Origin of the sequence: Gordonia otitidis NBRC 100426 (assembly GCF_000248075.1) — a bacterium.
Classification (GTDB): Bacteria; Actinomycetota; Actinomycetes; order Mycobacteriales; family Mycobacteriaceae; genus Gordonia; species Gordonia otitidis.
In genome coordinates this window covers 1-23,939 of sequence record NZ_BAFB01000118.1, presented here as the reverse complement: position 1 = coordinate 23,939, position 23,939 = coordinate 1, and the positions used below count along the sequence as shown (strand labels likewise).

The window sequence follows — 23,939 nt, the reverse complement described above, 5'->3', positions numbered from 1 at the left end:
GCGAAGACCCTGAGTTCGGCTACCGCTACCTCGCCGACGAGGCCGAAGCCGCAGGCGAGAAGATGTGCCGGCGGACGGCGTGGCGGATCTGCTCCGCCGGCGGCTGGACCAGCACCATCAGCAAGAGAGGCCGCGGCAAGCACCGCAAGGCCGGCCCGCCTGTACACGACGATCTCGTCAAGAGAGACTTCACCGCGCCCGGCCCCAACGAGCTGTGGCTGACCGACATCACCGAGCACTGGACGGCCGAGGGCAAGCTGTACCTGTGCGCGATCAAGGACGTCTACTCGGGCCGGATCGTCGGGTACTCGATCGACTCGAGAATGAAGTCCCGCCTGGCCGTGGCCGCCCTGAACAGCGCTGTCGCCAGGCGAGGGGACGTGGCCGGCTGCGTTCCGCACAGCGATAGAGGGTCTCAATTTCGTTCGAAGAAGATGCAGAAGGCCATCACCCGGCACGGCATGCTCGGGTCGATGGGCAGGGTCGGTGCGTGTGGTGACAACGCGGCGATGGAGAGCTTCTTCTCTCTGCTACAGAACAACGTCCTCGACCGTCGATCCTGGGCCACCAGAGACGAGCTCCGGGCCGCCATCGTGCACTGGATCGAACGGACCTACCACCGCCGCAGACGACAGGACCGCCTCGGCAGATTGACCCCCATTGAATTCGAGACCATCATCAACCACGAGGCCCCTCAGGCCGCGTGACTAACCCTGTCACCTATCCGTGCACCAGGCCCCTTGAGCCCGCCGCGTCGATTCCCCCATTCCATGACGGTAGGCACCGTTCTGGGCGATACTGAGAAGTGCCCCGGACCGAGTAGAGGCTAGGTACATGCAGAACTCACGCAATCCTGACGCGACAATTCTCACTGCGGCCGAACCGCATCGGATGACACTGGGACTGCCCCTACGCAAAACCCCAGGCATCCGCGGCAGCGGCACCACACGGAGATATTCTGGCCGGCCAACCCATCAGGCAGGGAGGTGATAGAGTCCAGTGGCGGGACTACCACGGTACGTCCGCACCGATCTGCCCCTCAAATATAGTAACGTTCGCCAACTTCGCCGAAACTGAAAACGACGTCGACGACCTCTCCGGCCAGCATTTCGCAGTAGGCAAACTAGCCATCGCGCGCCAGGACATCGAGCCGGTCGAATAGGTCATCGGCACACTGAACTACCGTTGGGCCGCGCCCGCGCCGCCGCGGGCGCGTGGACAGCTACACCATTAGGTTGGATTTTTGGATTACTCCACCGAGGCCGGCCGCCGTGTACACGCCTCCATCTCAGCTTCTACGCGCCGATCTTCGGTGCCGTTGTCGGCGCTCCGTTCGGCCTGCTCATGCACGCATCACAGGACAGGGCAGCCAGCGCGACTTCACCTCGTTCCCAGTCCTTACGACCATGTCCCTACACAACCACGTCACTACGAAGTCCTCGCCGACGTCGAGGTCGCGGACGAAGCCGTCCGCCTTCTCACCGGCCGGACCGATCGAAAGGAATGAATCATGGCAACTGCGGTAGGCATCGACTTGGGCACCACCAACTCGGTCATCGCAAGCTGGCAAGGCGGCGAACCGGTGGTGATCTCCAATGTCGAGGGTGCGCGGACGACGCCGTCGGTGGTCGCCTTCACTGAGAGTGGCGAGCGCCTGGTGGGTCAGCTGGCCCGACGACAGGCGATCTTGAACCCGAAGGGCACGATCTACTCGGCGAAACGCTTCATCGGGCGTCACTACGATGAGATCTCTGAGGAGGCCAAAGCGGTCAGCTTCGACGTCGTGCCGGGTGACAACGGTGAGGCGCGATTCGACGTGCGGGGCAAAAAGTACGCGCCGGAGGAGATCAGTGCACTGGTGCTGCGCAAGCTCGTCGACGACGCGAGCAAGTTCCTTGGCGAGAAGGTGAAGGAAGCGGTCATCACCGTTCCGGCCTATTTCAATGACGCGCAGCGCAACGCCACCAAGGATGCCGGCCGGATCGCTGGCCTCGAGGTCCTGCGGATCATCAACGAGCCGACCGCTGCGGCACTGGCTTACGGCATGGACAAGCAGACCCACGAGACCGTACTGGTCTTCGACCTCGGCGGCGGCACCTTCGATGTGAGTCTGCTCGATGTCGGCGAGGGAGTAGTCGAGGTTCGTTCGACGGCCGGCGACTCCCACCTCGGCGGCGACGACTTCGACCGACGCCTGGTGGACTACCTTGCCGACGAATTCCAGCGTGCGGAGAACATCGATCTGCGCAAGGATGCGCAGGCATTACAGCGCCTCTTCGAGGCCGCGGAGAAAGCCAAGGTCGAGTTGTCCTCGGTAACTCAAGCCCAGGTCAACTTGCCCTTCGTCACCGCAGACGCGAACGGTCCCAAACACCTCACCACCACGATCATGCGATCGAAGTTCGAGGATCTGACGGCAGATCTGGTGGAACGCTGCCTCGGTCCGGTAAAGCAGGCAATGAGTGACGCCAAGATCACCGCCAACGACATCGACGAGGTGATCCTGGTCGGTGGTTCGACACGCATTCCGGCGGTACAGGCACTCGTTCGCCGGCTCACCGGCGGTAAGGACCCCCACATGGGCGTCAACCCGGACGAGGTCGTGGCGCTCGGTGCCGCAGTCCAGGCGGGCGTGCTCAAAGGTGAGGTCTCCGACGTACTGTTGCTCGACGTCACCCCGCTGTCCCTCGGCGTCGAGACGCAGGGCGGGGTGATGACCAAGATCATCGAGCGCAATACGACGATCCCGGCCCGGCGCAGCGAAGTGTTCTCCACGGCGGAAGACAATCAGTCCGCCGTGGACGTGGTGGTGCTGCAGGGCGAACGCGAGCGGGCCGCCGACAACCGGGTGCTCGGACGGTTCCGGCTGGAAGACATCCGCCCCGCGCCACGTGGCGAGGCCCAGGTCGAAGTCACTTTCGATATCGACGCTAACGGCATCCTCAACGTCACCGCCCGCGACAAGGACACCGGCAAGGAGCAGAGCATCACGATCAGTGAGCAGGGCAACCTGGACCAGAGTGAGGTCGAGCGCATGCTTGCGGAGGCCGAACGGAACCGGGGTGAGGACGAGGAGCTGCGCAAGGCGGTCGACGCACGCAACGCGCTCGATTCGGTTGCCTACCAGGTGGAACGGCGACTCGCCGAACTCGGTGACAGTGCGCCCCCGCACGACAAGGCGCGTGCCGAGATGCTGATCGCCGACGCCAGGAAGGCTGTGAAAGACGGTGCTTCACCCGCGGAGATAGAGCCCCTGACCTCGGAGCTGCAGCAGCTGCTCTACGGGCTCGCGCCGGTCCAAGCCGGCGGCGGCGACGGACACCAGGCCGGCGGCGCAGAGGCTGCGTCGTCGGATGATGACGACGTGATCGACGCCGAGTTCGATCGAAGCTGAGGCACACGATGGAGAGGTCTGCTGATCATTCGACGACCGAGCCGGCTACCGACGGTACCGACGGGGATCAGACCGAGACGGCGCCTGATCGCACCGACACGGGGGCCGAGTTGGCTCAACTCGAGGACCGCTGGCGCAGGGCCCTCGCAGATCTGGACAACCTGCGCAAGCGGTATGCCAAAGATCTCGACCGTGAACGCGCCGCGGAGACAGCGAGGGTATCGGCGGCGTGGCTGCCGGTGCTGGACAACCTGGAGCTTGCGCTGGCACATGCGGGTAGTGACCCGCAGACTGTCGTCGACGGTGTGAAGGCAATCCGGGACCAGGCGGTGCAGATACTGTCACGGCTCGGCTTCGAGCGCCACGACGAGGTCGGTGTGCCGTTCTCCCCGGAGCTCCACGAAGTGGTCAGTGTGGTGACCCACCCCGACCTTCCCTCCGGAACCGTGATCGAGGTCTTGCGGCCAGGTTACGGAGAAAACGGACAGCAGTTGCGTCCCGCCACCGTGGTCGTCAGCCGACCTGAGGAGTGAGCGCCATGGCGCGTGACTACTACGAAGCGCTCGGGGTCCCGCGCAGCGCCGACACCGACGAAATCCAGCAGGCCTACCGCAAGTTGGCCCGCAAGTATCACCCCGACGTGAACAAGGACCCCACTGCGGAGGACAAGTTCAAGGAGGCCAACGAGGCCTACCAGGTGTTGTCCGACCCGGACACCCGGAAACGCTACGACCGGTTCGGCCCCGACTTCCGGCGTGTGCCCGAGGACTACGACGAACGGGTCCGGGCAAGCGCCGGTGGGTACGGCGGCGGGTTCGGCGGCGGCGGGTACGGCGGTGGGGGCGGGGGCAGAAGGGTGCACTTCGGTCGCGGTGTCGGTGGCGAGGGCGGCGTCGACTTCGAGGACCTCTTCGGGCAGATGTTCGGCGGCGGTGGCGGGTACGGGCCGATTCCCGGCGCCGATCAGGAAGCGGAACTGGAACTGACCTTGGAAGAGGCGTATCGGGGCGGCAAACGCACTCTCAGACTGGACGGACGGCAGTACGACGTCGACATTCCGGCCGGTGTCCTGGACGGCCAGCGAATCCGGCTGGCCGGGCAAGGCGGCCGGGGCAACGGCGACGCGCCGCCCGGGGATCTGTACCTCGTGGTGCGGATCAAGCCGCATCCCCGGTTCCGCGTCCAGGGCCGGGACATCTACGTCGACCTGCCCGTATCGCCATGGGAGGCGGTCCTCGGGTCGACCGTCGTCGTTCCCACCCCGGGTGGCGAGGCGAAAGTCAAAGTGGTGCCGGGCTCGTCGACGGGACGGAAGCTTCGCCTGCGCGGAGAAGGAATGCCCAATCCGCGGGGCGCCAACGGCAACCTCTACGCCGAAATCAAGGTGATGGTGCCGCCGAAACCGACAGCACGTGAACGCGAGCTGTTCGAACAGTTGGCCGCCGAATCGAACTTCGATCCGAGGAAACAGCCATGAGCACCCCGACCCCGGGCACCCAGTACATATTGGTTCGCCGTACCGGAATGTCGCTGGATGTCTTCGCCGAACGTACCGGGCTGCACCCCGACCTGGCACGAAAGCTTGTGGCTCTCGGCCTGCTCGACGCACGCCGCGGCCCCGGCGGCGAAATATTGTTCGAACCGTCAGCAGTGGCCCACGCTGCCCGCATCCAACGGTTACGGACGGGCCTGGGTCTGAACTACTCGGCAATCGGGCTCGTGCTCGATCTGCTGGATCGAATCGAGAAACTCGAAGCAGCGTCCCACGGAAGGAAGACACCCCCATGGACACCGGCAGTCTGACTGAAAAGTCACGAGAAGCCCTGCAGGAAGCCCAGAACCTGGCGACCAGAATGGGTCACACCGAGGTCGACGGAGAGCACCTGCTGCTCGCGTTGGTCGATCAGCAGGAAGGGTTGGTACCGCGACTGCTCGAGCAGGCCGGTGCGAACGTCGATGCCCTGCGATCCGATCTGGAACGTGAACTGTCGCGTAGGCCGAAGGTCAGCGGCCCCGGTGCGACGCCCGGTCAGGTGATGATCACCCAGCGCCTGGCCAAGCTGCTCGACGCCGCGGAACGGGAGGCGAAGCGACTCAAGGATTCCTACGTGTCGGTGGAGCATCTCGTGATGGCTCTCTCCGAGGAGGGGTCGACCAGTGCGGCCGGACGGGTTCTCACCAGTCATGGGGTCACACGAGAGGCCTTCCTCGCCGCCTTGACCACAGTGCGCGGCAATCAGCGCGTCACCTCGGCCACCCCGGAGGGTGCGTACGAGGCGCTCGAGAAGTACGGACGCGACCTCGTCTCCGAGGGGCGGGCAGGCAAACTCGATCCGGTCATCGGGCGAGATGCCGAGATCCGCAGGGTAACGCAGATCCTGAGCCGGAAGACGAAGAACAATCCGGTGCTGATCGGCGACCCCGGCGTCGGCAAGACCGCGATCGTCGAGGGACTCGCCCAGCGGATCGTCCGCGGCGACGTGCCCGAGGGCCTGCGCGACAAGACGATCTTCTCGCTCGACATGGGTTCCCTGGTGGCCGGTGCGAAGTACCGCGGCGAGTTCGAGGAACGGCTACAGGCGGTGCTGTCCGAGGTGAAGGCGGCCGAGGGGCGCATCCTGTTGTTCGTCGACGAGTTACACACCGTCGTCGGCGCGGGATCGGTCGGCGGCGAGGGATCTCTCGACGCCGGCAACATGCTCAAACCGATGCTCGCCCGCGGCGAACTGCACATGATCGGTGCCACCACTCTCGACGAGTATCGCAAGCACATCGAATCCGATGCAGCATTGGAGCGTCGATTCCAGACCGTGCTCGTCGACGAGCCCGGCATCGAGGATGCAATCTCGATTCTGCGCGGACTTCGAGAACGCCTCGAGGTGTTTCACGGCGTGAAGATCCAGGACGGCGCACTGGTGGCCGCCGTGACCCTCTCGCACCGGTACATCACCGACCGTTTCCTTCCGGACAAGGCGATCGACCTGGTAGACGAGGCGTGCGCCCGGCTACGAACCGAAATCGACTCGATGCCCGCCGAACTCGACGAACTCACCCGGAAAGTGACCCGGCTGGAGATCGAAGAGGCCGCCCTGTCCAAGGAAACGGACGCCGCCAGCAAGACGCGCCTCGAGGAGTTGCGTAAGGAGCTGGCCGATCTGCGGGCCGAGGCCGACGCCCGGCACGCTCAGTGGGAGGCGGAGCGCCAAGCGATCCGTCGGGTGCAGGAGCTGCGGGGAGAGCTGGAACGATTGCGACACGAGGCCGAGGAGGCCGAACGCAATTACGACCTCAATCGGGCCGCCGAGCTGCGATACGGCGAGATCACCGAACTCGAACGCAAACTCAAGGCGGCGGAGGAGCAATTGGCCACCAGGCAAGGCCGGAATCCGTTGCTGCGCGAGGTGGTCACCGAAGACGAGATCGCAGAGATCGTGGCCGCATGGACGGGTATCCCGGTCGCTCGACTGCAGGAAGGCGAGCGGGAGAAGCTGTTGAAGCTCGACGAGATCCTGCACGAGAGGGTCATCGGTCAGGACGAGGCGGTACAACTGGTCGCAGACGCGGTAATCAGAGCAAGGTCGGGTATCCGTGATCCGCGCCGGCCGATCGGTTCGTTCATCTTCCTGGGACCGACAGGTGTGGGGAAGACCGAGCTCGCAAAGACGCTGGCCAGTGCCCTCTTCGACAGCGAAGACAACATGGTGCGCCTGGATATGAGCGAGTACCAGGAGCGGCACACGGTGAGTAGGCTCATCGGTGCGCCCCCCGGGTATGTCGGGTATGACGAGGGGGGTCAGCTCACTGAGGCGGTGCGTCGCAAGCCGTACTCCGTGGTGCTCTTCGACGAGATCGAGAAGGCCCATGCCGACGTCTTCAATACCCTGCTGCAGGTGCTCGATGACGGCCGGATCACCGATTCTCAAGGCAGGCAGGTCGATTTCCGGAACACGGTGATCATCATGACCTCGAACATCGGATCCCAGCATCTCCTCGAGGGAGTCACAGCGGACGGCGAGATCAAGCCGGACGCCCGGGCGCGGGTGCTGGCGGAACTGCGCGGGCACTTCCGTCCCGAGTTCCTCAACCGGGTCGACGACATCGTGTTGTTCACACCGCTCACGCTGCCCCAGATCGAGCACATCGTCGAGCTACAACTCACCGATCTTCGGAACAGATTGTCGGAGAGGCAGATACACTTGAATATCACGCCGGAAGCACGCCGGCTCATCGCCGAACACGGTTTCGACCCGGTCTACGGTGCACGACCCCTGCGCAGGTATATCGCCCATGAGGTCGAGACCAAGATCGGTCGTGCGCTGTTGCGCGGCGAAATCGAACCGGGCGGCACCATCAGTGTCACGGTCGATGACGGCGAACTGTCCGTCGCATATACGGAACCCGCCATCGCGGCCTGAGAAGGGGTGTCGTCATGGGATCCGACAAGGTGAAGTGCCCACACTGCGGCAAGGTCAACAGGGTACCGGCGGCCGGGAACGGGAGACCCCGCTGCGGAAATTGCCACGAGCCGCTGCCCTGGATCGCCTCGGCAGGGGATGGCGACTTCGCGGAGGTCGCCGAGAAATCCTCGGTGCCTGTACTCCTCCTCATCCGCGGCCACGACCTCGGAAAGAGCATGTCCCGATACCTGGTCGACCAGATCGAACGGCATCCGCGGGTGACCGTGCACCGGAACACCGAGATTCGTCAGGTCCACGGCGACAAGCACCTCGAAGAGATTGTGGTCGAGGACAATCGCACGGGCGACCAGGACACGATCCGGGTGCACGCCCTGTTCGTCTTCATCGGGGCGACGCCGCACACCGGGTGGCTGGCCGACACGATCGCACTCGACGACCACGGCTTCGTCCTCACCGGCATGGACGCGGTCCACGCCCGAGGAGACGGCAACCGGCCGATCAGCGCGGGCTGTCCAGGACGCTCGAAACCAGCCGGTCCGGCCTGTTCGCGGCGGGCGACGTCCGCAGCGGCTCGGTGAAACGGGTCGCATCCGCAGTCGGTGAAGGAGCGATGGCGGTACGCCAAATCCATGAATACTTCGAAAGGAGCTGACGACATGCCAGTGATGGGCACCGTCAAATTCCAGCGGTTCTTCCGGGCAGCGGCCGGACTACAGGTCGACCGGAACGACCTCAAGCGCTATACGGATTTCATCGACGACAAGATCTACGACCTGATCCTGATCGGCAAGGCCTCGGCAAAGGCAAACCTGCGGGACGTGATCGAACCGTGGGACCTGCCGATCACCAAGGGGCTGCAGGAGAGCATCGACCGATTCGAGAAGCTGGACGAGGAGATCGAACTACAACCTCTGCTCGACCAACTGGCGGCCCAACCGCCCTTGGACGTAGCCCTCTCCGAGAGAACCGAGCAGAGATTGCCGCTGATTGCCGGCGGCTTGAGCGTGGCGCTGGCACGCACTTTCGTCACTGTCCAGCCGGACCGCAAAAACCCCGGGAGCGCCGAGTGGAACGTCACCCTCGACATCTTCCATCAACTCCTCTGAACCCAGCCAGCGACCGGGCACTGATGGCGGACAAACGTGCCATCCTTGGCTTCGCCGAAAGGCACTGTCGTCATGCATTCAGCCTAGCCGCTAGACTGGCCAGAAACTAGCCATATGTTTAGCCGATAATAGCGATTATGTCAAGTAAACCATCGCATCTTGCATCAGATGCGGGCTGCCCTTGTGAACTCGCTGGGCCAGGCGATGCAAGCGTTTCGCGTTGCCCGTAGCGCGCACCGGCGACCTGGGAGACTCGGTCACGTGGACGAGATCAGCGATGTTGGCGAGAAAGCGGCGGTCATCCTTCGGACTGCGGGAGTCGAACTCGCCCCTGGCCTCACCGACGCCGAGTTCGATGCAGTCACAGAGCAGCATGGGTTCAGGTTCAACCCCGACCACCGAAGTCTGCTTGCGACCGCTCTTCCCGCCGGAGACCGTTGGCCCGACTGGCGCAATGGCGATGAAGCACATCTGCGTCAGATGCTCGACTGGCCGGCCCGCGGGATGGTCTTCGACGCACTTCGCCAGGACCCGCCATTCTGGGGCGCTTCATGGGGCCATCGGCCGGCAACAGAAGGTGACGTCGAGGCGGTTACGCGGCGTGAGTTGGCAAAGTGGCCACAGCTCATACCGATCTACGGCCATCGGATGACACCTGCAGCTCCCTCGCCGTCTGGGTCGCCGGTGTTCTCTGTCTGGCAGACCGATGTCATCTTCTACGGGGCCAATCTCCTCGAGTATCTCGCGAACGAAATGGCTATGGACGGAAATCTTCGCCTCTCCCCCAGAAGCGTCGACGTTCCTTACTGGACCATGTTCGTCGAGGCAGCTAACAGCGCCGACGTGATTTGATCGCTCCGAGATGGAAGGACGGCCGCGAGCGCGTTGTCCCGGCCGCCCACCTCGCCGGAGGTTGTTAGCGCCCTCTCCGGCCGTGATCTCGACGGCGTTCTGCCTTGGAATACGCAGTGAACGAATAAGCAGGGTTACCAGTAGCGCTTGATGCTTTTCGACAAGCAATTCGGAAGTATTACGATTGGCCCGCATGGGGTACGTGATAGTGGATGCAAAATCGGTGGCCGCTGGACACGGTCCGCACCCAGCGGCCAGCCCCTACGACCGACGCATCAGCGAGACCCTCGGTATCACCGCGTTCGAGCTCTACCAGGTCGAGCTTCCCGCACACGCGGAAACGGTCACCCATGACCACACAGACGACCGCAACGACGACGTCTACGCCATCATCAGCGGTAGCGGATGGGTCGTCGTCGACGACACCCCATACCCGATCACACCCGGCCAGTTCATCTCTGTGGACCTCGAACACCGCCGCCACCTACGCGCTGGCCCCGATGGACTCACATTCATCGCCATCTGCGCCGAACAGAGAACCTAAGCGCGATCCCAACATCTGTTGACGTCATCGCGCGAGCCCGAGGAACGCCATCAACGAGCGTTCGACTTCAACGAGCTGTTCAGATGTCAGACGGCCGACACGCGTCTGAACATTCGACCGCCGCACCGCGGTTAGTTTGTCAACCATTACGTCACTGTCTCGGTCGAGGCCCGACATCGCACCGCGATCACCCGGTATACGAATCCGCAACAAGGGCGCATCGACGAGCTGGCTCGTCATCGGCGCAACTACCACTGACAGAGTTGAATCGAAAAGGTCATCCTGCACGATGACGGCTGGCCGCGGCTTGGATGCATACACACCACCCGCAACGGTCCAGATTTCGCCGCGGATCACGCATCGTCCCAAGGCGCGGCGACAGCCTCGACGAACTCCTGCTCATCCCCATCGGCGTCGGCTTCCGCCAGAAGAACCGACTGCTTGTGCGCTTGCACGGCGAACTCTGGCGTCCGTACGTCAGGAACCCAGACCTGCAACGGTCGCAAACCACGCTCACGCATCCGGCGCCTATGCTCACGAACCCTGTCCCTTACCGCCATGCCCACATGTTACATGTAACGGTTCGAGCTGGCCAGGATGTTCAACCTGATCCCGTCGATTCGTTCCCGCAGCGAACTTCGCGGCCGTCGGAGCGAAGTCCGACCGGGTGCCGATCCAGCGGCCGACGCGAGTCTCCGGGTCCTGGGGGATACCCGCTGCAACGCATCGTCCATCCTCGGTGACGCCGACGGAGTGCCGTCGTCCAGCAGCAATAAGGCTGCTCGCATGCGTTGTCGTGCTGCAGAATTCCGCACTACCTGCCACTTCCTCAGCACGTCATCGCTCTCACGCGGCCAGGCTCTGATCCGTGGTCGTGAATCGACGACGCAGGGCCAGCGATACGTACACAAGGCCGACGAGTACTGGCACTTCGATGAGTGGGCCGATAACGCCGGCGAGTGCCTGCCCCGACGCCACCCCATAGGTGGCGATCGCCACTGCGATCGCGAGCTCGAAGTTGTTGCCGGCCGCAGTGAATGCCAGCGTCGTGGTACGTGCGTACCCGAGTCCCAGACCAGCGCCGAGGGCAAACCCGCCGCCCCACATGACGGCGAAGTAGATGAGCAACGGGATCGCAATGCGCACGACGTCCCAGGGCCGAGAAGTGATCTGTTCACCCTGCAGCGCGAACAGCATCACGATGGTGAACAGCAACCCGTACAGCGCCCACGGACCCAGCCGCGAAAGCAGCACGCTCTCGTACCAGGCGCGGCCCTTGGCACGCTCACCCAGTCGCCGCGTCGCATACCCCGCAAGGAGCGGGATGCCGAGAAAGACCAGCACCGACTTCGCGATCTGCCACGCCGAGGTATCGATGGTGGTCTTCTCCAGCCCGAGCCACCCCGGTAGCACAGACAGATAAAACCAACCGAGCACGCCGAACATGACGACCTGAAAGATCGAGTTGAGCGCCACCAACACTGCAGCGGCCTCGCGGTCACCGCACGCGAGGTCATTCCAGATGACCACCATCGCGATGCACCTCGCCAATCCGACGATGATCAACCCGGTCCGATACTCCGGCAGGTCCGGCAGCAATAACCACGCCAAGGCGAACATCAATGCCGGTCCCACAACCCAATTCAGCACGAGCGAGCCAACCAACATCCTGCGATCACCAGTCACCGAGTCGAGGCGGTCATACCGGACCTTGGCGAGAACCGGATACATCATGATGAGGAGCCCGAGGGCAATCGGCAGCGAGATCCCGTCAACCTCAACTGTGGCCAGCGCGTCCCCGAGGCCGGGCACGCCACGCCCCAGGAGCAGGCCGACGACCATCGCGATGCCTATCCACACGGGAAGGAAACGATCCAGCGTCGACATCCGACCTGCAACGCGCGCCTGCGCACCACTCATTCGACGACCCCGCAGTCGCGCGGCTCCCCCCTGGTCTCGGACAAAGCGCTCAGTACCTCTGAAAGTTGCTCTAATGCTTCAGAGTTGACCCGGTAGTAGACCCACGTCGCCCTTCGCTCGCTGGACACCAGACCGGCCTCCCGCAGCACTTTCAGATGATGCGAGATGGTCGGCTGCGCCAGTTCGAATGGGCCCGAGATGTCGCACACGCATGCCTCGCCGCCCGGCGAGCGAGATACTTCGCTGAGCAGTCGCAACCGAACCGGATCGCCAAGAGCCCTCAAAGCGCCTGCCCACCGCGCCGCATCTTCAGCGCCCACTGCTCGGTCTGTGCGCGCCGACGTCTCCTGAATCGACATACATCAATATTGACGAACATCGAATCAAGAAGTCAACCACGCTCGCAGCAGGAGTCGCCGACTCTCGATGCCCCGGCATCTGCACGCTGACACGAGCAACCGGTACCGGTCCCGCACACGCTCGCGAAGCTACATCGGTGCAGTTCTTCTCCGACGTGGGCCGACACCGCTCGAGCACGTCGTCAGAGAACCCGTTGGCTTCGGAGGCGCCCACTGCGCCGAGGGCAGACCCGGTATCGCGACGACGAACCTCTCCCGCTCGGCCTTTGATCCTCCAAGGCCACTGAACCACGGTTCCATGTTCGGGTTCTCGGCCCGCTTCAGCGCCGATCTCTCCAGTCGCACATCGCAGGCCGGCGCGTACCCGACGCCCGGGACGGCGACGGTCGGTGCGAAATTGCGCCATCCGTCGGCGAACAGCGGAACATACGGCTTGACCGTTCGACGCACCGAGTCGCGTAAGGCACTGAACACGTTGGTGATTCGGTACAGCGGAGTGAGCGAGTTGTGCTCGGCGACGCTTTCGTCGTCGCGGCACAGCGTGGTGGCCAATCGCTGCCAGTCGATGGCCATGCCGATACGACCACCATCCGCGCGCGACGTCGCTTCGGCAGCCATCCACAGGAGCGACTTGTCGGAGTAGTAGCAGTTTTCATAGCCTCCCCCGACATCACTGTGCACGCCGTCGAACCACACCTGCCGGATGTCGTCATGCGTGCCTCCCCACAAGCACGGCGCAAAGACACGTCGACGCTCCGAGATGGCGAGGGCCTGCCTCGCGCACCTCACCATCGACGACAACGTGACGTCGTGGAACTTGTACTTGGAGCGCGCGATTCCTGGAATGCCGAGTGCGCCGACGGTATCGAAGACTCCGAGAAACTCGATTGCGACCTCGCCACGTCCGTGACTGTGCTCGTCAAGTCGTGCCAACGCTTCCTCGTGCGCCGGGTCGTCAGGCGGCATCTGAGTGGGATTCTTCGCTTGTGGGCGATTGCGATAAAGGTCCATCGCTGTGGGCAACTGCCCCATCGCAACACCCATCGGGGTGAGTAGACCGACGTGGGCGATCATGCCGCACAGACTTCTCGCCGTATACGCACCGCGACTGAATCCGAAGACGAATACATGGTCTCCGGGCTCGTAGTTCAACGCGAGAAACCTGTAGCAGTCGATGATCGCGTCGTCGAGTCCGAACCCGAAGGCGCCCGCGAGGATTCGCTCGATCCGACTGCCCGTTGATCCCACACCGCGGGTGTAGTGGACAATCTGGGTCTCGCCGTCGAATCCCACCGGCGCCACCGATCGCGCGAGCTTCTCGACATTGGACACGTACTTGTCGTCGGCGTTCTTCCACGTCCCGTCACAACACACCACGAGATTTTTGGTCATGTCGTCGACGGTATGAATCCGCGTCGCGTCGCACACGCGTAGTCAAGTACGTGTTCGTGATGACTTGATGATCGACGGCCCCGCGTAGTCGTGTGCGGCGCTGCTTCCGGGACCGAATCACACGGGTTGCATCCGACCCGTCAACGAGGACGGGGGTTGTCCCCTATCCCCCATAGCGTCGTCGATGTCAGACAACCCCACATCCTCTGGAGCACCTGATGACCACAGCATCCCTCGGCTCGTCCGACGATGGCGCCCTCGGCACCTCGAACGCGGTCCGACTCGAAACCGATTCATCGACCACTGGCGGACCTTCCATCGGCGGAAAGGCTCGCACGATCGCGCTGATCTGCCTGCTGGCGGCGTCGTTCATGGAGTTGATGGACGCCACCGTCGTGAATGTCGCGCTCCGCACCATGCAGGTCGACCTGGGCGCGTCATCGGTCAGTATTCAGTGGATCGTTGCCGGTTATCCGCTGACCTACGCCGTCGGACTGATCCTGGGTGCCCGTCTCGGAGACAACGTCGGCCGACGCAAGGTATTTGTCCTCGGTCTCGCAGCATTCGGGCTCGCCTCGTTGGCCTGCGGAGTGGCATCAGGTCCCGGCGCACTCGTCGCCTTCCGTCTGGTTCAGGGCGTCGCGGCTGCGCTCATGGTCCCGCAGGTCCTCAGCAACATTCAGGTGCTCTATCCGCCAGCCGAGCGAGGGAAGGCGATGGGGATGTTCACGTCGGTCATCGGTCTGGCCGCGGTGACGGGGCCGATTCTCGGTGCCGTGATCACCACCGGCGACTGGTTCGGTCTGGCGTGGAGGCCCGTGTTCCTGATCAATCTGCCCCTTGCGGTGATCGCGATCTGTGCCGCGATCGCGTTCATCCCCGAATCGCAAGCGGCGTCGAAGACTCCCATCACGCTCGGGTCAGCAGCACTTCTCGGCGGCTCCCTCGGTGCGATCATGCTCCCGATCACGCTCGGTCCCGAGAATGACTGGCCCGCGTGGGGTTTCGTGGTGATCATCGCCGGCGTCGCCGGGCTGTGGGTGTTCGGATTCAACCAGCGTCGCACCCTCCGGCGGGGAATCGAGCCGATGGTGCCGCCCACCCTCTTCGCGACGCGGTCCTTCACGATCGGCTTAGCGGCATTCACGGCGCTGATGATTCCCACCGGCGGCTACTTCCTGGTGCAATCGCTGCATGTTCAGCTCGCGTTGGGCTGGTCGGTGCTGCACGCGGGCCTGATGTGGATTCCGTTCTCGGTGGCCGTTCCGGTGTCAGCGGGGCTGGCAGCCACGGTACTCGCGGAACGCCTCGGCAAGCGGGTGTTGCAGGCCGGCGGCGCAGTCTTCATCCTCGGCATGCTGCTCATGGACGTCGCCGAACAGTCGGCGCATCCCGCACTCTGGTTCGCGGTGGCGCTGGTCGTCGCGGGACTCGGCTTCGGCGCCATCGTCGGTTCCGCAGGACTGCTGGTGCTCAACGATGTGCCCGTTCGGCTCGCCGGTGCGGCGTCGGGAGTGTTCAACACAGCTCAAGCTCTCGCTGTCGCGTTCGGCGCCGCGGTTGTCGGCACGGTGTACAGCTCGGTCGGCGAAGGCAGCGGGCTCGAGGTTGGTTACCGCACTTCGCTGTTCGTGATGATGGGATTCATCGCGGCGGGATGCGTCATCGCGCAGACGATGAGGCCCGCGGGGGCGCGTGCTCCCGCCGCCGTGCCAGCGCACTGATCTGACCGAGGATTCGACGATGAGTTTCGCGGGTACAGCGTGTCTGTACCTGCGAAACTCTGATGTCGATGACAGGCACGCCGAGAACACAGGATGCCGAGAACGGGGACACGGTGACAACCGGTGCAACGCGAAATGACTCGACGAAGAACACGGTGCTGTTCATCCACGGCGCGGCTGGGTACCTCGACGACCGACCGCTTGCCGCGGCGATCTCCGAGGCGCTCGGCGCCGAGTTGATCATGCCGAGACTGCCTGACGACGACATGTCGGCGTCCTCGTGGACGTCGTCGATCAGGCAGCACGTCGACGAGCTGTCGCCGGCCGACACGATCGTCGCCCACTCATTCGGGGCATCGATGCTGGTGACGTTGTTGCGCGTGATGTCGACACCACCGCGTCACGCGACACTCCTCGCGATGCCCAATTGGAGCCCGGACGGTTGGAACATCGCGGAGTACGATTTCGTCGGCGTCGAGCCGGCCACGTCGCTGACGATGCATCACTGCCGCGACGACGACGTGGTCCCCGACTCCCACCTCGCTCTCAACTCCAAGGCTCTCCCACGTGCACGTGTCCATCTGCACGACCGCGGCGGTCACCAGTGCGTCGGTCTGGCCGACACGATCGCCGCCGAGGCTCGTGGGCAGCGGTGATCGCGCACAGGGCCAGCACATCCGAGTGAGAATGTTCCCGCAACGATGTCGAGAACCGGTACCCCGCTCCGCTCAGCAGGTGAGGACGACGAAAAGCGTGGTCCCCCGAGCCGGCACACACGAACCGGCGCGATACACGAGGAGTCGATGATGCCGAAGTACCTGATTCTCAAGCACTACCGCGGCGGCCCAGAGCCGCACCATCCGTTCCCGACGATGGACAAGTGGGCACCAGAAGACGTGGAAGCGCACATCGCTTTTCAACATCACGTGAACGACATGCTTAGCGAGAGCGGCGAGTTCGTCGATGCTCAGGGACTCGCCCCCACCCGGACATGGGTGCGATACGGCGGACCGGACGCTGCACCGGTGACAACCGACGGACCGCATCCCGAGACGAGCGACCTGATCGCAGGCTATTTCATGGTCGACGTCGATTCGTACGAGCGCGTGCTCGAGATCGCGGCCTACATATCGTCGGAGCCCGGTCCGGGCGGTGCACCCCTGTACGAATGGCTCGACATCCGTGAGGTGATGTCGGCGGCACCATCCGACCTCGAGAACACATGAGCCATGCCGCCCGGGATGAGGAGGTCTTGCGGTCCCTCGTCCCGGTGGCACTGGCAAAGCTGATCAGGCGCGGCGAGGACTTCGACGCCGCCGAGGACGCGATTCAGGACGCTGTGATCGACGCTCTTCGGGTCTGGCCCGACAGTCCGCCGCGAGACCCGACGGCCTGGCTGGTCAGTGTTGCGACGCGTCGCCTGATCGACGCGCGACGTGCCGACGCCGCACGACGTCGACGACAACTGGCCACCGTCGACGGCGCCGAGTCCGAGCCACCCATCACCGAGCAGGGCGACGACACCCTTCTGCTGCTGTTCCGCTGCTGCCACCCCGACCTCGCGCCCGCATCGCAGATCGCACTGACCCTCCGCGCAGTCGGCGGATTGACGACGCGGGAGATCGCCGCCGCGTTCTATGTCCCCGAATCGACGATGGCTCAGCGGATCAGTCGTGCCAAACGCCAACTGCGCGGGCGCACCTTCGATCGCCTTGGCGATGTAGCGGTCGTCCTGCGTGTCCTCTACCTGATCTACACCACCGGTCACGGCGGCCGCGTCGATCTCGCGGTCGAGGCCATCAGGCTCACCAGGCAACTCACGCTGCACACGGACGAACTGGAGGTACGTGGACTGCTTGCACTGATGCTGCTCAACCATGCCCGCCTGCCCGCACGGCACGCCGCCGACGGCTCGATCATCACCCTCGACCGTCAGGACCGGACGCTCTGGGACCGCGGACAGATAGCCCGTGGAGTACACATTTTGCAGTCCGCGCTCGCCGATCAGACCGAGGATCGCCCACCGGGGCGGTATCAGATCGAAGCCGCGATCGCGGCACTGCACGACGACGCTGCCAGTGCCGCGGAAACCGACTGGGAGCAGATTCTCTCCTGGTACGACGACCTCGTCGCGTTGAGCGACAACCCTGTTCGTAACGACCCAGCGGCGGTACTCGGCAGAATCGTCGCCGTCGGACATGCTCGCGGGCCCTCTGTCGGGCTAACTGAAATAGACGAGCTTGCAACGGTTCTCGACGATCACTATCGCTGGCATGCGGTCCGTGGCCACCTGTACGAGCTCGCCGACGACCGAGGTGCAGCAGCAGATGCGTACACCGAGGCGGCACGGCGCGCCACCAGCGTCGCCGAGCACGACCACCTGATCCGCACCGCGGCGTCGCTGCGATACAGCGACCCCACCCGCTGACGGGTCCGGGGCTTGTTCGTCAGCTAGCGCAGTTTCGCGCCGTACACATGCGTGACGTGGAGTCGCAGAAGTACCCGACGGTCGGTGACCATGACTTCTCGATACTCTGCCCAGTCAGGATGCTCCCCTGCTCCGAGCCGGTAGTAGTCGACAAGTGCATCCACTTCCGGTGAATCGACGTCGGTTGACGGCCCGATGAGTTCGGCATCGCCCTCAGCGGTCGCCCAGGTGTATCCGTCCGGGCTGGTGAACTCGATCGCAGCGCGCGGGTCCCGGCGCAGATTGGCTGTCTTGGCACGGCCGTCGGTCATCGACACGAGGATGGTGTCGGACTCACGGTCGTACACGGACGTGACAGGTGACAGCTGAGGAACTCCATTGGCCTTGATCGTGGCGAGGATGCCGATACTGGTGTCCGCTATGAGATCCCGTGGGTCATACGACGCGTCAGTCATGTCAGTGGCAACCCGAATGGCCAGGACGGCATTCCCGCGCGAGCACCTTCAGCGCGCCCGACAGGTCTGTGGATCGCTCGACGACCCGGTGGGTAGGCACTCGGATACGAGCACGCCCAGGTGACTAAGCTGACCGACATGCGCGCAGCACGATCCTGGCTCCTGACAGGTCACGCGCGATGACGACACTCGACGCCGCGTCACCGTATGGGCCCGTCACCGTGCTGGAGTCAGCGCACGGCGGCGCCTACCCCTACGGCAACACCGTGGTAGTGAACGGCTCCGAGGCCACCCTGGTGATCGATCCATCGCTCGAAGTCACGCACGATCCAGTCGGCGCCGATGCGGTGATGATCAGTCACGCGCACGAAGACCACATCGCCGGACTCAAGCATTTCGGGTGTCCGGTCCACGTGCACACCGAAGATGTCGGGGGCGTCCGCTCACTGGCGGCGATGATCGACGGATTCGGCCAACCCGCGCAGCATCGCGAGGCCGTCGAACAGCACATCCTCGACCAGTTCGACCTGCCGCCGGGGCGGCCGGATGCCATCGCGGTGGAAGGCGATCACAGTTTCGATCTCGGCGACCTCAGCGCGACACTCATCCACCTGCCCGGACACACCGCCGGACACTGCGGAGTCCTGATCGAACCCATCGGATTCTGCTATGTCGCCGACATCGATCTGACCTCCTTCGGTCCGATGTACGGCGACGTCGGCAGCAGCCTCGACGACTACCTTGCGTCCATCGAGACGGTGCGCGGAATCGATGCACGTTGGTACGGCACCTTCCACCAAAAGGGTGTGATCGACGGTGCTGTCGAGTTCCGCCGACGCCTCGACGACTTCGCGGCGGTCATTCACCGCCGGGACGCCCGGCTCCTCGAATTCCTCGCCGAACCACGCACTCTCGACGATATTGCGAGGCACCGGCTCGTCTATCGACCACACGTGTCGATGCCCTTCGTCGACGCGGTCGAGCGGCGCACTGCAACACTTCACATCGAGCGGCAGCTGCGACGACATGATGTGATCGAGATCGAACCCGGACGTTTCGTCCGCGCCGAAGGGAGACACGTCCGATGACATCAACAGAACAGCAGCGCGTCGACAGTTTGCTCGACGCCCAAGCGCATGCGGAAGAACTGTTCGACGCCGTCACGACGCGGGGGCTGATCAGATCCGGAGTGAGCGAACGGGCGCTGTCCGACGAGATTCGCGATCTGGCGAACGAGATGTTCGGGGTGACCAAGCACTGGCACAAACGCATCGTCCGGGCCGGGGAGAACACCCTGGAGACCTTTCGCGCCAATCCGCCCGACCGCATCATCGCCGACGACGACATCCTCTTCCTCGACTTCGGTCCGATCTTCGAGGATTGGGAGGCCGATTTCGGACGGACCTATGTTCTCGGCGAGGATCCGCTCAAACACCGTCTGGCTGCGGCACTTCCCCGCATCTGGGATGCGGGCCGGGAGTACTTCCGCGCGCATCCCGACGTCACGGGAGCCGAACTCTTCGACCACGTCGTCGAAATCAGTGAGAAGGACGGCTGGCACTTCGGGGGCGAGATCGCCGGGCATCTCGTGGGTGAGTTCCCCCGTGAGAACATCTCGGGTGACGACATCGAAAGCTACGTTGCGCCCGGTTCCTCTGGTCCGATGCGTCGACGCGACGCCTCCGGACGCGAGTGTCATTGGATTCTCGAGGTGCATCTCGTCGAACCGGGCCGCCGATTCGGGGGCTTCTATGAGGAGCTTCTCGACCTGCCGTGACAGGCAGGTGTTGTGTGCGGGGAATGAGACTACTTCCCTGCTCTCGGTGACCTTGTGCATGCCGTGTTCCCCGCCGGGGTTTGCAGCGTGTCCACCGCCTCTCGACGGTAGTCACCATGTCCAGTGCCGTTCGTGGCACCACGCGTTACGACGACCGCTTCTCCACCGCTGTCACGTCGAAGAGAGACTGGCCGGTCTCTCCGCCACCGCTACCGGCGCGTGAACACCGCTCGGGCCTTGCGGGCTCGAGCGATGCCCTGATTCACCTTGCGGCGTCAGGGATTAGGACACTGTCACGATGTCATCGGGAAGAGGCTTTCGCTTCTTGGATGGGTATCCACGCTCCATCTCGGACTCGAGTTCCTTCCCTCGCCGCAACATTCGTCGCTACTGACGACACCTGGCTGGTGTCGGGTCACCGATCGGCTCTCCCGGTTCACACCGTCAGATCGTTTCGACGTTGCCTCCACCCTGAGGTGAAGGTTCCGACTCGGAGTGCATGGGGTACCGGGACTGCTCCCGGCGACGGATGTCACCCGCCTTTCACCGAATCACTCCGGCTTATGCGCCATGCCGCACAGGTGTTTTCAATTCAGTTGTCAAACGTCCTGCGCCAGAGCGGGTATCGGTCGACCCTGAATGGCGCGAGACAAGACTCTAAGGACCGCGGTCGCGCCGCACAACAGGTTTTCGTCGACCATGCGCCGGTAGCGTCGACGCCAATCCAGCCCTCATAGCACCAACCACCGACAATTTCCGAACCTCAAGGCAGGTTATTCACAGGGCTCTTACCAGCGAAAACAGGCCTTGAATCGAACACACATTCGTGTACTTTGGAGTCATGACCGATTCGGTGATCAGCCCCGCGGCCGCCCCCACGGATGCCACCCCCGACACTCCCACCCTCGTTGCTGCGCTGCGTACTGCGACGGCCCTGGTGCGCGAGTTACTCACCGCGCACAGCGAAGACTCAACCGTCGTACACGACACGGTGCGCCAGTTGATCGAGCTGCGCAACGTGACCGATCACCAACTCGCCGCTCATACCCACGCACTGGGTCGGCTCGGCGTCGATAAACGTCACGGCCGCACCATGACCGAGGAGTTGGCCGAACTCGGCCTAGCGCCGTCTGAGGCTCACCGTCTGGTTCGCATCGGCCGCGCCATCGGCAGCTTGGGGACTGTCGACGGATACGCTGCCGATGGCGCATTCTCCGCCGCACATGTCGACGCCATCGTGCGGGGGCTGACCCACATCGAACAACGCAGTGCCACTTCCATCGACGTCGACGACCGTCGCGAGTACGCCTCAGCACTTGCCTCCCAAGCATTCTCGGGAGCAAAACCCGCTGACATCATCGACTACGCCCGCACGCTCGGCAATGTGCGCGCCGATTCCACGGGCGGCTTACCGCCTGCCGAAGACCGCTCCATCAACACGCTCACCGCCACCAAGGTCGACGGCCGCCTACGGGTGAAAGCCGATCTCGACACCGTCGCCGGCGAGAAATTGTTGACCGCCATCGACCGGCTCTCCGCACCCACACCCTAACCCGACGGCTCCCGCGATCCGCGTGGGGCCGAACAACGATATGCCGACGCCCTCGAGATCCTCCTCGACCTCGCCACCGGCAACGCGATCCGCGATACATCGCCGAAAACCAGCTGCGACAACGTGATCAGCCCTCAGTTCACCGGTCTGGCCAGCCCCGCCCAAGTCGGTTTGACCATCCCGGCGGCCACCCCCGAACTCTCGACGCTGCCGTTCATGGGCGCGGTTACCCAAGCCACCGCACGACGCCTCGCATGCGACGCCGACGTCACGGTGATGATCACCGACGGCGAAGAAGTCCCACTCGCGGTCAGCCGCACCAAACGCCTGTTCACCCGTCCGCAACGGCGTGCCCTCACCAAGCGCGACCGATGCTGCATCAAATGCGGCGCACCCGCGTCCTGGTGTCGGGCCCACCACATCGTGCACTGGGCCGACGGCGGTGAGACAGATCTCGACAACGGGTGTCTGCTGTGTACCTCCTGCCACGACGACGTCCACCACCGCGGTTGGGATGTGGTCGTCGCTCACGACCGCCATCCCTGGCTCATCCCGCCTGCCGCCGTCGACCCGAACCGAGAGCCGATCATGTCCTACCACCGACGCACCATGAACCTCGACAGCCTCCCGGCCGCAGCGTGATTCACGCGTAGCGCTGCTGACCACAGCCCAGCACACCCGTCGACGACAACGGGACCGTGCACGATCCTTGAGAACTCCATACAGGCTGGCGCCGCCCACCGGAGGGGCAGCCGACTACCTCGGGTCGGCTGCCCCACGTGGCTCATTCACTCAGTGGTCGGTGTCGCTCACCAAAGCGTCGAAACGCGCCCGCGCCCGCACCTGCGCGTCGGACGCGGATTCGAGAACGGCGACGGCGTGCTCCCGCTGGGCCACCGCTGAGTCGGAAGCACGCTGCGCGAAGCGCAGTTCCTGTTCGGCACGTGCGAGTTCAGTGCGCAGCCGCGTGACGCGATCCGCGAGGTCGGCGGCGGCGTGTTCGGTGTCGTCTACGCTGCGCTGTGCAGCGTCGAGTTCGACAGTGGCCGACTGCACGTCGGCGGTGCACCGGTCAAGGGCAGACCGAGCTGCGGCGATCTCCTGTTCACTTGCGACCGGTGCGTTCTCGCTACCCTCGGGTCCGGACGAAAACTCAGGAGAAGTCGGTGAGCCCTCGGTAGTCGGACCGCCGACCGACTCGGCCGAGTCTGCGAGCGCCACCAATCCCGCGGGTCCGAATCCGCTGTATTCCATCGCGGTGACTAGCCTTCCGCGGCGCAGCAGTTCGGCCACCCCTTGGTCGGCGATCGCCGCTCGCAGTGTCTGGACTGTCTCCCGCTCGCTTGTCGAGCTCATGGCAAGGTCGATACCAGAAGCGAAGGCACGCACACGCGCTGTCGCGGTGTGCACAACCTCTTGTCGTCGCACGGCCAGTTCGCGCAGGAGGTCGGCCGACGAACGGCGCTGCGCCTCACGGAGTTCGTCGGCGACTGCCAGCACCGGGTCGAGGTCTGACGGTGATCGACGAATCCACTGGTTGAGCAACCAGGCGACCTGGGTCGGCTTTCGCACCCGGTCGATCTCGCGGGCGAGGTCGGGATTGCCCGCACTCCGCGCCGAGCGTGTCAGTTCACGCCGTCTGCCGACGAATTCGTCCCGAGCGCATCCATACAACTCGTCGAGCGCGTCGTCGAGATCCATGCGCTGTCCTCAGATGCCGAACTCGATGATCGCCCGCTCACCGAACTTCCGGAATCCCATGCGTTGCAGCAGGGGCGAGGAGGTTGCGGTCTCGGCATGGACCAGTCCGAGAGAGGCTCCCCGGTGTCGGGCATCATGCAATCGGGCGACGATCAGCGCTCGGTACACGCCGCGACCCCGATGTGCGGGGAGTACGGCGCCACCCCACATCCGAGCGACCTCACCGTCGAGAGTGTAGCCGCCCGCACCAGCCGGTTCGCCGTGGTCGCTGCGAGCGGCACAGGCGACGAACAATCCGGGCGGCGAGTCGCCGCGAG

At 64.1% G+C, this 23,939-nt stretch carries 27 protein-coding genes and 2 pseudogenes; 20 read left to right on the top strand and 9 right to left on the bottom strand.

Annotated features, from left to right (window positions below; all coding sequences use genetic code 11):
* The 11 genes and pseudogenes from GOOTI_RS12315 to GOOTI_RS12270 all read left to right on the top strand — a co-directional run.
* Positions 1 to 707 (top strand): IS3 family transposase (locus tag GOOTI_RS12315; RefSeq protein ID WP_007238923.1); only part of this gene is annotated, 707 nt, incomplete at its 5' end.
* Between the two features lie 279 nt (positions 708 to 986).
* Positions 987 to 1,507, top strand: a pseudogene (locus tag GOOTI_RS27260) (general stress protein).
* Positions 1,508 to 1,510: 3 nt separating this feature from the next.
* Complete coding sequence (gene dnaK, locus GOOTI_RS12310; RefSeq protein ID WP_007238922.1) at positions 1,511 to 3,394, top strand: molecular chaperone DnaK; 1,884 nt, start codon at positions 1,511 to 1,513, stop codon at positions 3,392 to 3,394.
* Positions 3,395 to 3,402: 8 nt separating this feature from the next.
* Complete coding sequence (locus tag GOOTI_RS12305) at positions 3,403 to 3,927, top strand: nucleotide exchange factor GrpE (protein ID WP_007238921.1); 525 nt, start codon at positions 3,403 to 3,405, stop codon at positions 3,925 to 3,927.
* A 5-nt stretch (positions 3,928 to 3,932) separates the two neighbouring features.
* A complete protein-coding gene (locus GOOTI_RS12300; protein WP_007238920.1) occupies positions 3,933 to 4,871 on the top strand; it encodes a DnaJ C-terminal domain-containing protein in 939 nt (312 codons plus the stop codon).
* Positions 4,868 to 5,197, top strand: coding sequence for a chaperone modulator CbpM (locus GOOTI_RS12295; protein ID WP_007238919.1), 330 nt, complete (start codon positions 4,868 to 4,870; stop codon positions 5,195 to 5,197). The genes GOOTI_RS12300 and GOOTI_RS12295 overlap by 4 nt, the downstream gene beginning before the upstream one ends.
* The gene (gene clpB, locus GOOTI_RS12290; RefSeq protein ID WP_007238918.1) at positions 5,179 to 7,809 is read left to right on the top strand and encodes an ATP-dependent chaperone ClpB; all 2,631 of its coding nucleotides are present in this window, start codon (positions 5,179 to 5,181) and stop codon (positions 7,807 to 7,809) included. The genes GOOTI_RS12295 and clpB overlap by 19 nt, the downstream gene beginning before the upstream one ends.
* 14 nt (positions 7,810 to 7,823) lie before the next feature.
* Positions 7,824 to 8,390: an NAD(P)/FAD-dependent oxidoreductase gene (locus GOOTI_RS26790; protein ID WP_007238917.1), complete on the top strand. Its 567-nt coding sequence runs from the start codon at positions 7,824 to 7,826 to the stop codon at positions 8,388 to 8,390.
* Positions 8,391 to 8,477: 87 nt separating this feature from the next.
* Positions 8,478 to 8,918: a DUF1931 family protein gene (locus GOOTI_RS12280; protein ID WP_174299137.1), complete on the top strand. Its 441-nt coding sequence runs from the start codon at positions 8,478 to 8,480 to the stop codon at positions 8,916 to 8,918.
* 261 nt (positions 8,919 to 9,179) lie between these two features.
* Complete coding sequence (locus GOOTI_RS12275) at positions 9,180 to 9,770, top strand: hypothetical protein (protein ID WP_007238915.1); 591 nt, start codon at positions 9,180 to 9,182, stop codon at positions 9,768 to 9,770.
* Positions 9,771 to 9,993: 223 nt separating this feature from the next.
* Complete coding sequence (locus tag GOOTI_RS12270; protein WP_233425497.1) at positions 9,994 to 10,314, top strand: cupin domain-containing protein; 321 nt, start codon at positions 9,994 to 9,996, stop codon at positions 10,312 to 10,314.
* Positions 10,315 to 10,338: 24 nt separating this feature from the next.
* On the opposite strand, the gene GOOTI_RS12265 is transcribed toward GOOTI_RS12270, so the two are convergent.
* The 6 genes from GOOTI_RS12265 to GOOTI_RS12245 all read right to left on the bottom strand — a co-directional run bounded on the left by GOOTI_RS12265 (position 10,339) and on the right by GOOTI_RS12245 (position 13,985).
* Entirely contained in the window at positions 10,339 to 10,671 is a 333-nt protein-coding gene (locus tag GOOTI_RS12265) for a type II toxin-antitoxin system PemK/MazF family toxin (RefSeq protein WP_039994033.1), read from the bottom strand.
* A complete protein-coding gene (locus GOOTI_RS12260) occupies positions 10,668 to 10,874 on the bottom strand; it encodes an antitoxin MazE-like protein (RefSeq protein ID WP_039994032.1) in 207 nt (68 codons plus the stop codon). Before GOOTI_RS12260 ends, GOOTI_RS12265 begins: the two co-directional genes overlap by 4 nt.
* Positions 10,849 to 11,139 (bottom strand): hypothetical protein, encoded by a 291-nt coding sequence (locus GOOTI_RS27255; protein WP_138985271.1) that lies wholly within the window; start codon positions 11,137 to 11,139, stop codon positions 10,849 to 10,851. Before GOOTI_RS27255 ends, GOOTI_RS12260 begins: the two co-directional genes overlap by 26 nt.
* Positions 11,140 to 11,160: 21 nt before the next feature.
* Complete coding sequence (arsB, locus tag GOOTI_RS12255; protein ID WP_007238912.1) at positions 11,161 to 12,234, bottom strand: ACR3 family arsenite efflux transporter; 1,074 nt, start codon at positions 12,232 to 12,234, stop codon at positions 11,161 to 11,163.
* Positions 12,231 to 12,593, bottom strand: a complete 363-nt coding sequence (locus GOOTI_RS12250) for an ArsR/SmtB family transcription factor (RefSeq protein ID WP_007238911.1) — start codon at positions 12,591 to 12,593, stop codon at positions 12,231 to 12,233. The genes arsB and GOOTI_RS12250 overlap by 4 nt, the downstream gene beginning before the upstream one ends.
* Positions 12,594 to 12,722: 129 nt before the next feature.
* On the bottom strand, positions 12,723 to 13,985 hold the full coding sequence (locus tag GOOTI_RS12245) for a T6SS phospholipase effector Tle1-like catalytic domain-containing protein (RefSeq protein ID WP_138985270.1): 1,263 nt from the start codon (positions 13,983 to 13,985) through the stop codon (positions 12,723 to 12,725).
* A 218-nt stretch (positions 13,986 to 14,203) separates the two neighbouring features.
* Here GOOTI_RS12245 and GOOTI_RS12240 point away from each other — a divergent pair, with 218 nt between their 5' ends.
* From GOOTI_RS12240 to GOOTI_RS12225, 4 genes are all read left to right on the top strand, one after another.
* Positions 14,204 to 15,709 carry an MFS transporter gene (locus GOOTI_RS12240; protein ID WP_007238909.1) on the top strand — a complete coding sequence of 502 codons (1,506 nt, stop codon included), beginning with the start codon at positions 14,204 to 14,206 and terminating at the stop codon, positions 15,707 to 15,709.
* A 68-nt stretch (positions 15,710 to 15,777) separates the two neighbouring features.
* Positions 15,778 to 16,365: an alpha/beta fold hydrolase gene (locus GOOTI_RS12235; RefSeq protein ID WP_306302694.1), complete on the top strand. Its 588-nt coding sequence runs from the start codon at positions 15,778 to 15,780 to the stop codon at positions 16,363 to 16,365.
* 150 nt (positions 16,366 to 16,515) lie between these two features.
* Positions 16,516 to 16,935, top strand: coding sequence for a YciI family protein (locus GOOTI_RS12230; RefSeq protein WP_007238907.1), 420 nt, complete (start codon positions 16,516 to 16,518; stop codon positions 16,933 to 16,935).
* Positions 16,932 to 18,137: an RNA polymerase sigma factor gene (locus GOOTI_RS12225; protein ID WP_039994031.1), complete on the top strand. Its 1,206-nt coding sequence runs from the start codon at positions 16,932 to 16,934 to the stop codon at positions 18,135 to 18,137. The genes GOOTI_RS12230 and GOOTI_RS12225 overlap by 4 nt, the downstream gene beginning before the upstream one ends.
* A gap of 23 nt (positions 18,138 to 18,160) precedes the next feature.
* Here the strand turns inward: GOOTI_RS12225 and GOOTI_RS12220 are convergent, their stop codons facing one another.
* Positions 18,161 to 18,592, bottom strand: coding sequence for a PPOX class F420-dependent oxidoreductase (locus GOOTI_RS12220; RefSeq protein ID WP_007238905.1), 432 nt, complete (start codon positions 18,590 to 18,592; stop codon positions 18,161 to 18,163).
* A gap of 179 nt (positions 18,593 to 18,771) precedes the next feature.
* Between GOOTI_RS12220 and GOOTI_RS12215 the strand changes: the two genes are divergently transcribed.
* The 5 genes and pseudogenes from GOOTI_RS12215 (at position 18,772) to GOOTI_RS27050 (ending at position 22,563) form a co-directional block, all read left to right on the top strand.
* Positions 18,772 to 19,680, top strand: a complete 909-nt coding sequence (locus tag GOOTI_RS12215; RefSeq protein ID WP_007238904.1) for an MBL fold metallo-hydrolase — start codon at positions 18,772 to 18,774, stop codon at positions 19,678 to 19,680.
* Positions 19,677 to 20,369, top strand: a complete 693-nt coding sequence (locus GOOTI_RS12210) for a M24 family metallopeptidase (RefSeq protein WP_007238903.1) — start codon at positions 19,677 to 19,679, stop codon at positions 20,367 to 20,369. Before GOOTI_RS12215 ends, GOOTI_RS12210 begins: the two co-directional genes overlap by 4 nt.
* A gap of 841 nt (positions 20,370 to 21,210) precedes the next feature.
* A complete protein-coding gene (locus GOOTI_RS26785; RefSeq protein WP_007238902.1) occupies positions 21,211 to 21,921 on the top strand; it encodes a hypothetical protein in 711 nt (236 codons plus the stop codon).
* Between the two features lie 15 nt (positions 21,922 to 21,936).
* Positions 21,937 to 22,278 (top strand): annotated as a pseudogene (locus GOOTI_RS27055) (DUF222 domain-containing protein); the annotation flags it as partial.
* A gap of 21 nt (positions 22,279 to 22,299) precedes the next feature.
* Entirely contained in the window at positions 22,300 to 22,563 is a 264-nt protein-coding gene (locus GOOTI_RS27050; RefSeq protein WP_267879815.1) for an HNH endonuclease signature motif containing protein, read from the top strand.
* 150 nt (positions 22,564 to 22,713) lie between these two features.
* Here GOOTI_RS27050 and GOOTI_RS12200 read toward each other — a convergent pair whose 3' ends face one another.
* Positions 22,714 to 23,622 (bottom strand): hypothetical protein, encoded by a 909-nt coding sequence (locus GOOTI_RS12200; RefSeq protein WP_007238900.1) that lies wholly within the window; start codon positions 23,620 to 23,622, stop codon positions 22,714 to 22,716.
* Positions 23,623 to 23,631: 9 nt separating this feature from the next.
* Positions 23,632 to 23,939: GNAT family N-acetyltransferase (locus GOOTI_RS12195; RefSeq protein ID WP_039994030.1), on the bottom strand; the 308-nt coding region annotated here is incomplete at its 5' end.

Excerpts from the sequence above, each read along its gene's own strand:
- GOOTI_RS12240 (WP_007238909.1), top strand. The coding sequence starts at position 14,204 with ATGACCACAGCATCCCTCGGCTCGTCCGACGATGGCGCCCTCGGCACC.
- GOOTI_RS26785 (WP_007238902.1), top strand. The coding sequence starts at position 21,211 with ATGACCGATTCGGTGATCAGCCCCGCGGCCGCCCCCACGGATGCCACC.
- GOOTI_RS12215 (WP_007238904.1), top strand. The coding sequence starts at position 18,772 with ATGACGACACTCGACGCCGCGTCACCGTATGGGCCCGTCACCGTGCTG.
- GOOTI_RS12280 (WP_174299137.1), top strand. The coding sequence starts at position 8,478 with ATGGGCACCGTCAAATTCCAGCGGTTCTTCCGGGCAGCGGCCGGACTA.
- dnaK (WP_007238922.1), top strand. The coding sequence starts at position 1,511 with ATGGCAACTGCGGTAGGCATCGACTTGGGCACCACCAACTCGGTCATC.
- GOOTI_RS12220 (WP_007238905.1), bottom strand. The coding sequence starts at position 18,592 with ATGACTGACGCGTCGTATGACCCACGGGATCTCATAGCGGACACCAGT.
- arsB (WP_007238912.1), bottom strand. The coding sequence starts at position 12,234 with ATGAGTGGTGCGCAGGCGCGCGTTGCAGGTCGGATGTCGACGCTGGAT.
- GOOTI_RS12235 (WP_306302694.1), top strand. The coding sequence starts at position 15,778 with ATGACAGGCACGCCGAGAACACAGGATGCCGAGAACGGGGACACGGTG.
- GOOTI_RS12250 (WP_007238911.1), bottom strand. The coding sequence starts at position 12,593 with ATGTCGATTCAGGAGACGTCGGCGCGCACAGACCGAGCAGTGGGCGCT.
- GOOTI_RS12200 (WP_007238900.1), bottom strand. The coding sequence starts at position 23,622 with ATGGATCTCGACGACGCGCTCGACGAGTTGTATGGATGCGCTCGGGAC.
- GOOTI_RS12210 (WP_007238903.1), top strand. The coding sequence starts at position 19,677 with ATGACATCAACAGAACAGCAGCGCGTCGACAGTTTGCTCGACGCCCAA.
- GOOTI_RS12225 (WP_039994031.1), top strand. The coding sequence starts at position 16,932 with ATGAGCCATGCCGCCCGGGATGAGGAGGTCTTGCGGTCCCTCGTCCCG.
- clpB (WP_007238918.1), top strand. The coding sequence starts at position 5,179 with ATGGACACCGGCAGTCTGACTGAAAAGTCACGAGAAGCCCTGCAGGAA.
- GOOTI_RS12245 (WP_138985270.1), bottom strand. The coding sequence starts at position 13,985 with ATGACCAAAAATCTCGTGGTGTGTTGTGACGGGACGTGGAAGAACGCC.
- GOOTI_RS12300 (WP_007238920.1), top strand. The coding sequence starts at position 3,933 with ATGGCGCGTGACTACTACGAAGCGCTCGGGGTCCCGCGCAGCGCCGAC.
- GOOTI_RS26790 (WP_007238917.1), top strand. The coding sequence starts at position 7,824 with ATGGGATCCGACAAGGTGAAGTGCCCACACTGCGGCAAGGTCAACAGG.
- GOOTI_RS12305 (WP_007238921.1), top strand. The coding sequence starts at position 3,403 with ATGGAGAGGTCTGCTGATCATTCGACGACCGAGCCGGCTACCGACGGT.
- GOOTI_RS12295 (WP_007238919.1), top strand. The coding sequence starts at position 4,868 with ATGAGCACCCCGACCCCGGGCACCCAGTACATATTGGTTCGCCGTACC.
- GOOTI_RS12230 (WP_007238907.1), top strand. The coding sequence starts at position 16,516 with ATGCCGAAGTACCTGATTCTCAAGCACTACCGCGGCGGCCCAGAGCCG.
- GOOTI_RS12260 (WP_039994032.1), bottom strand. The coding sequence starts at position 10,874 with ATGGCGGTAAGGGACAGGGTTCGTGAGCATAGGCGCCGGATGCGTGAG.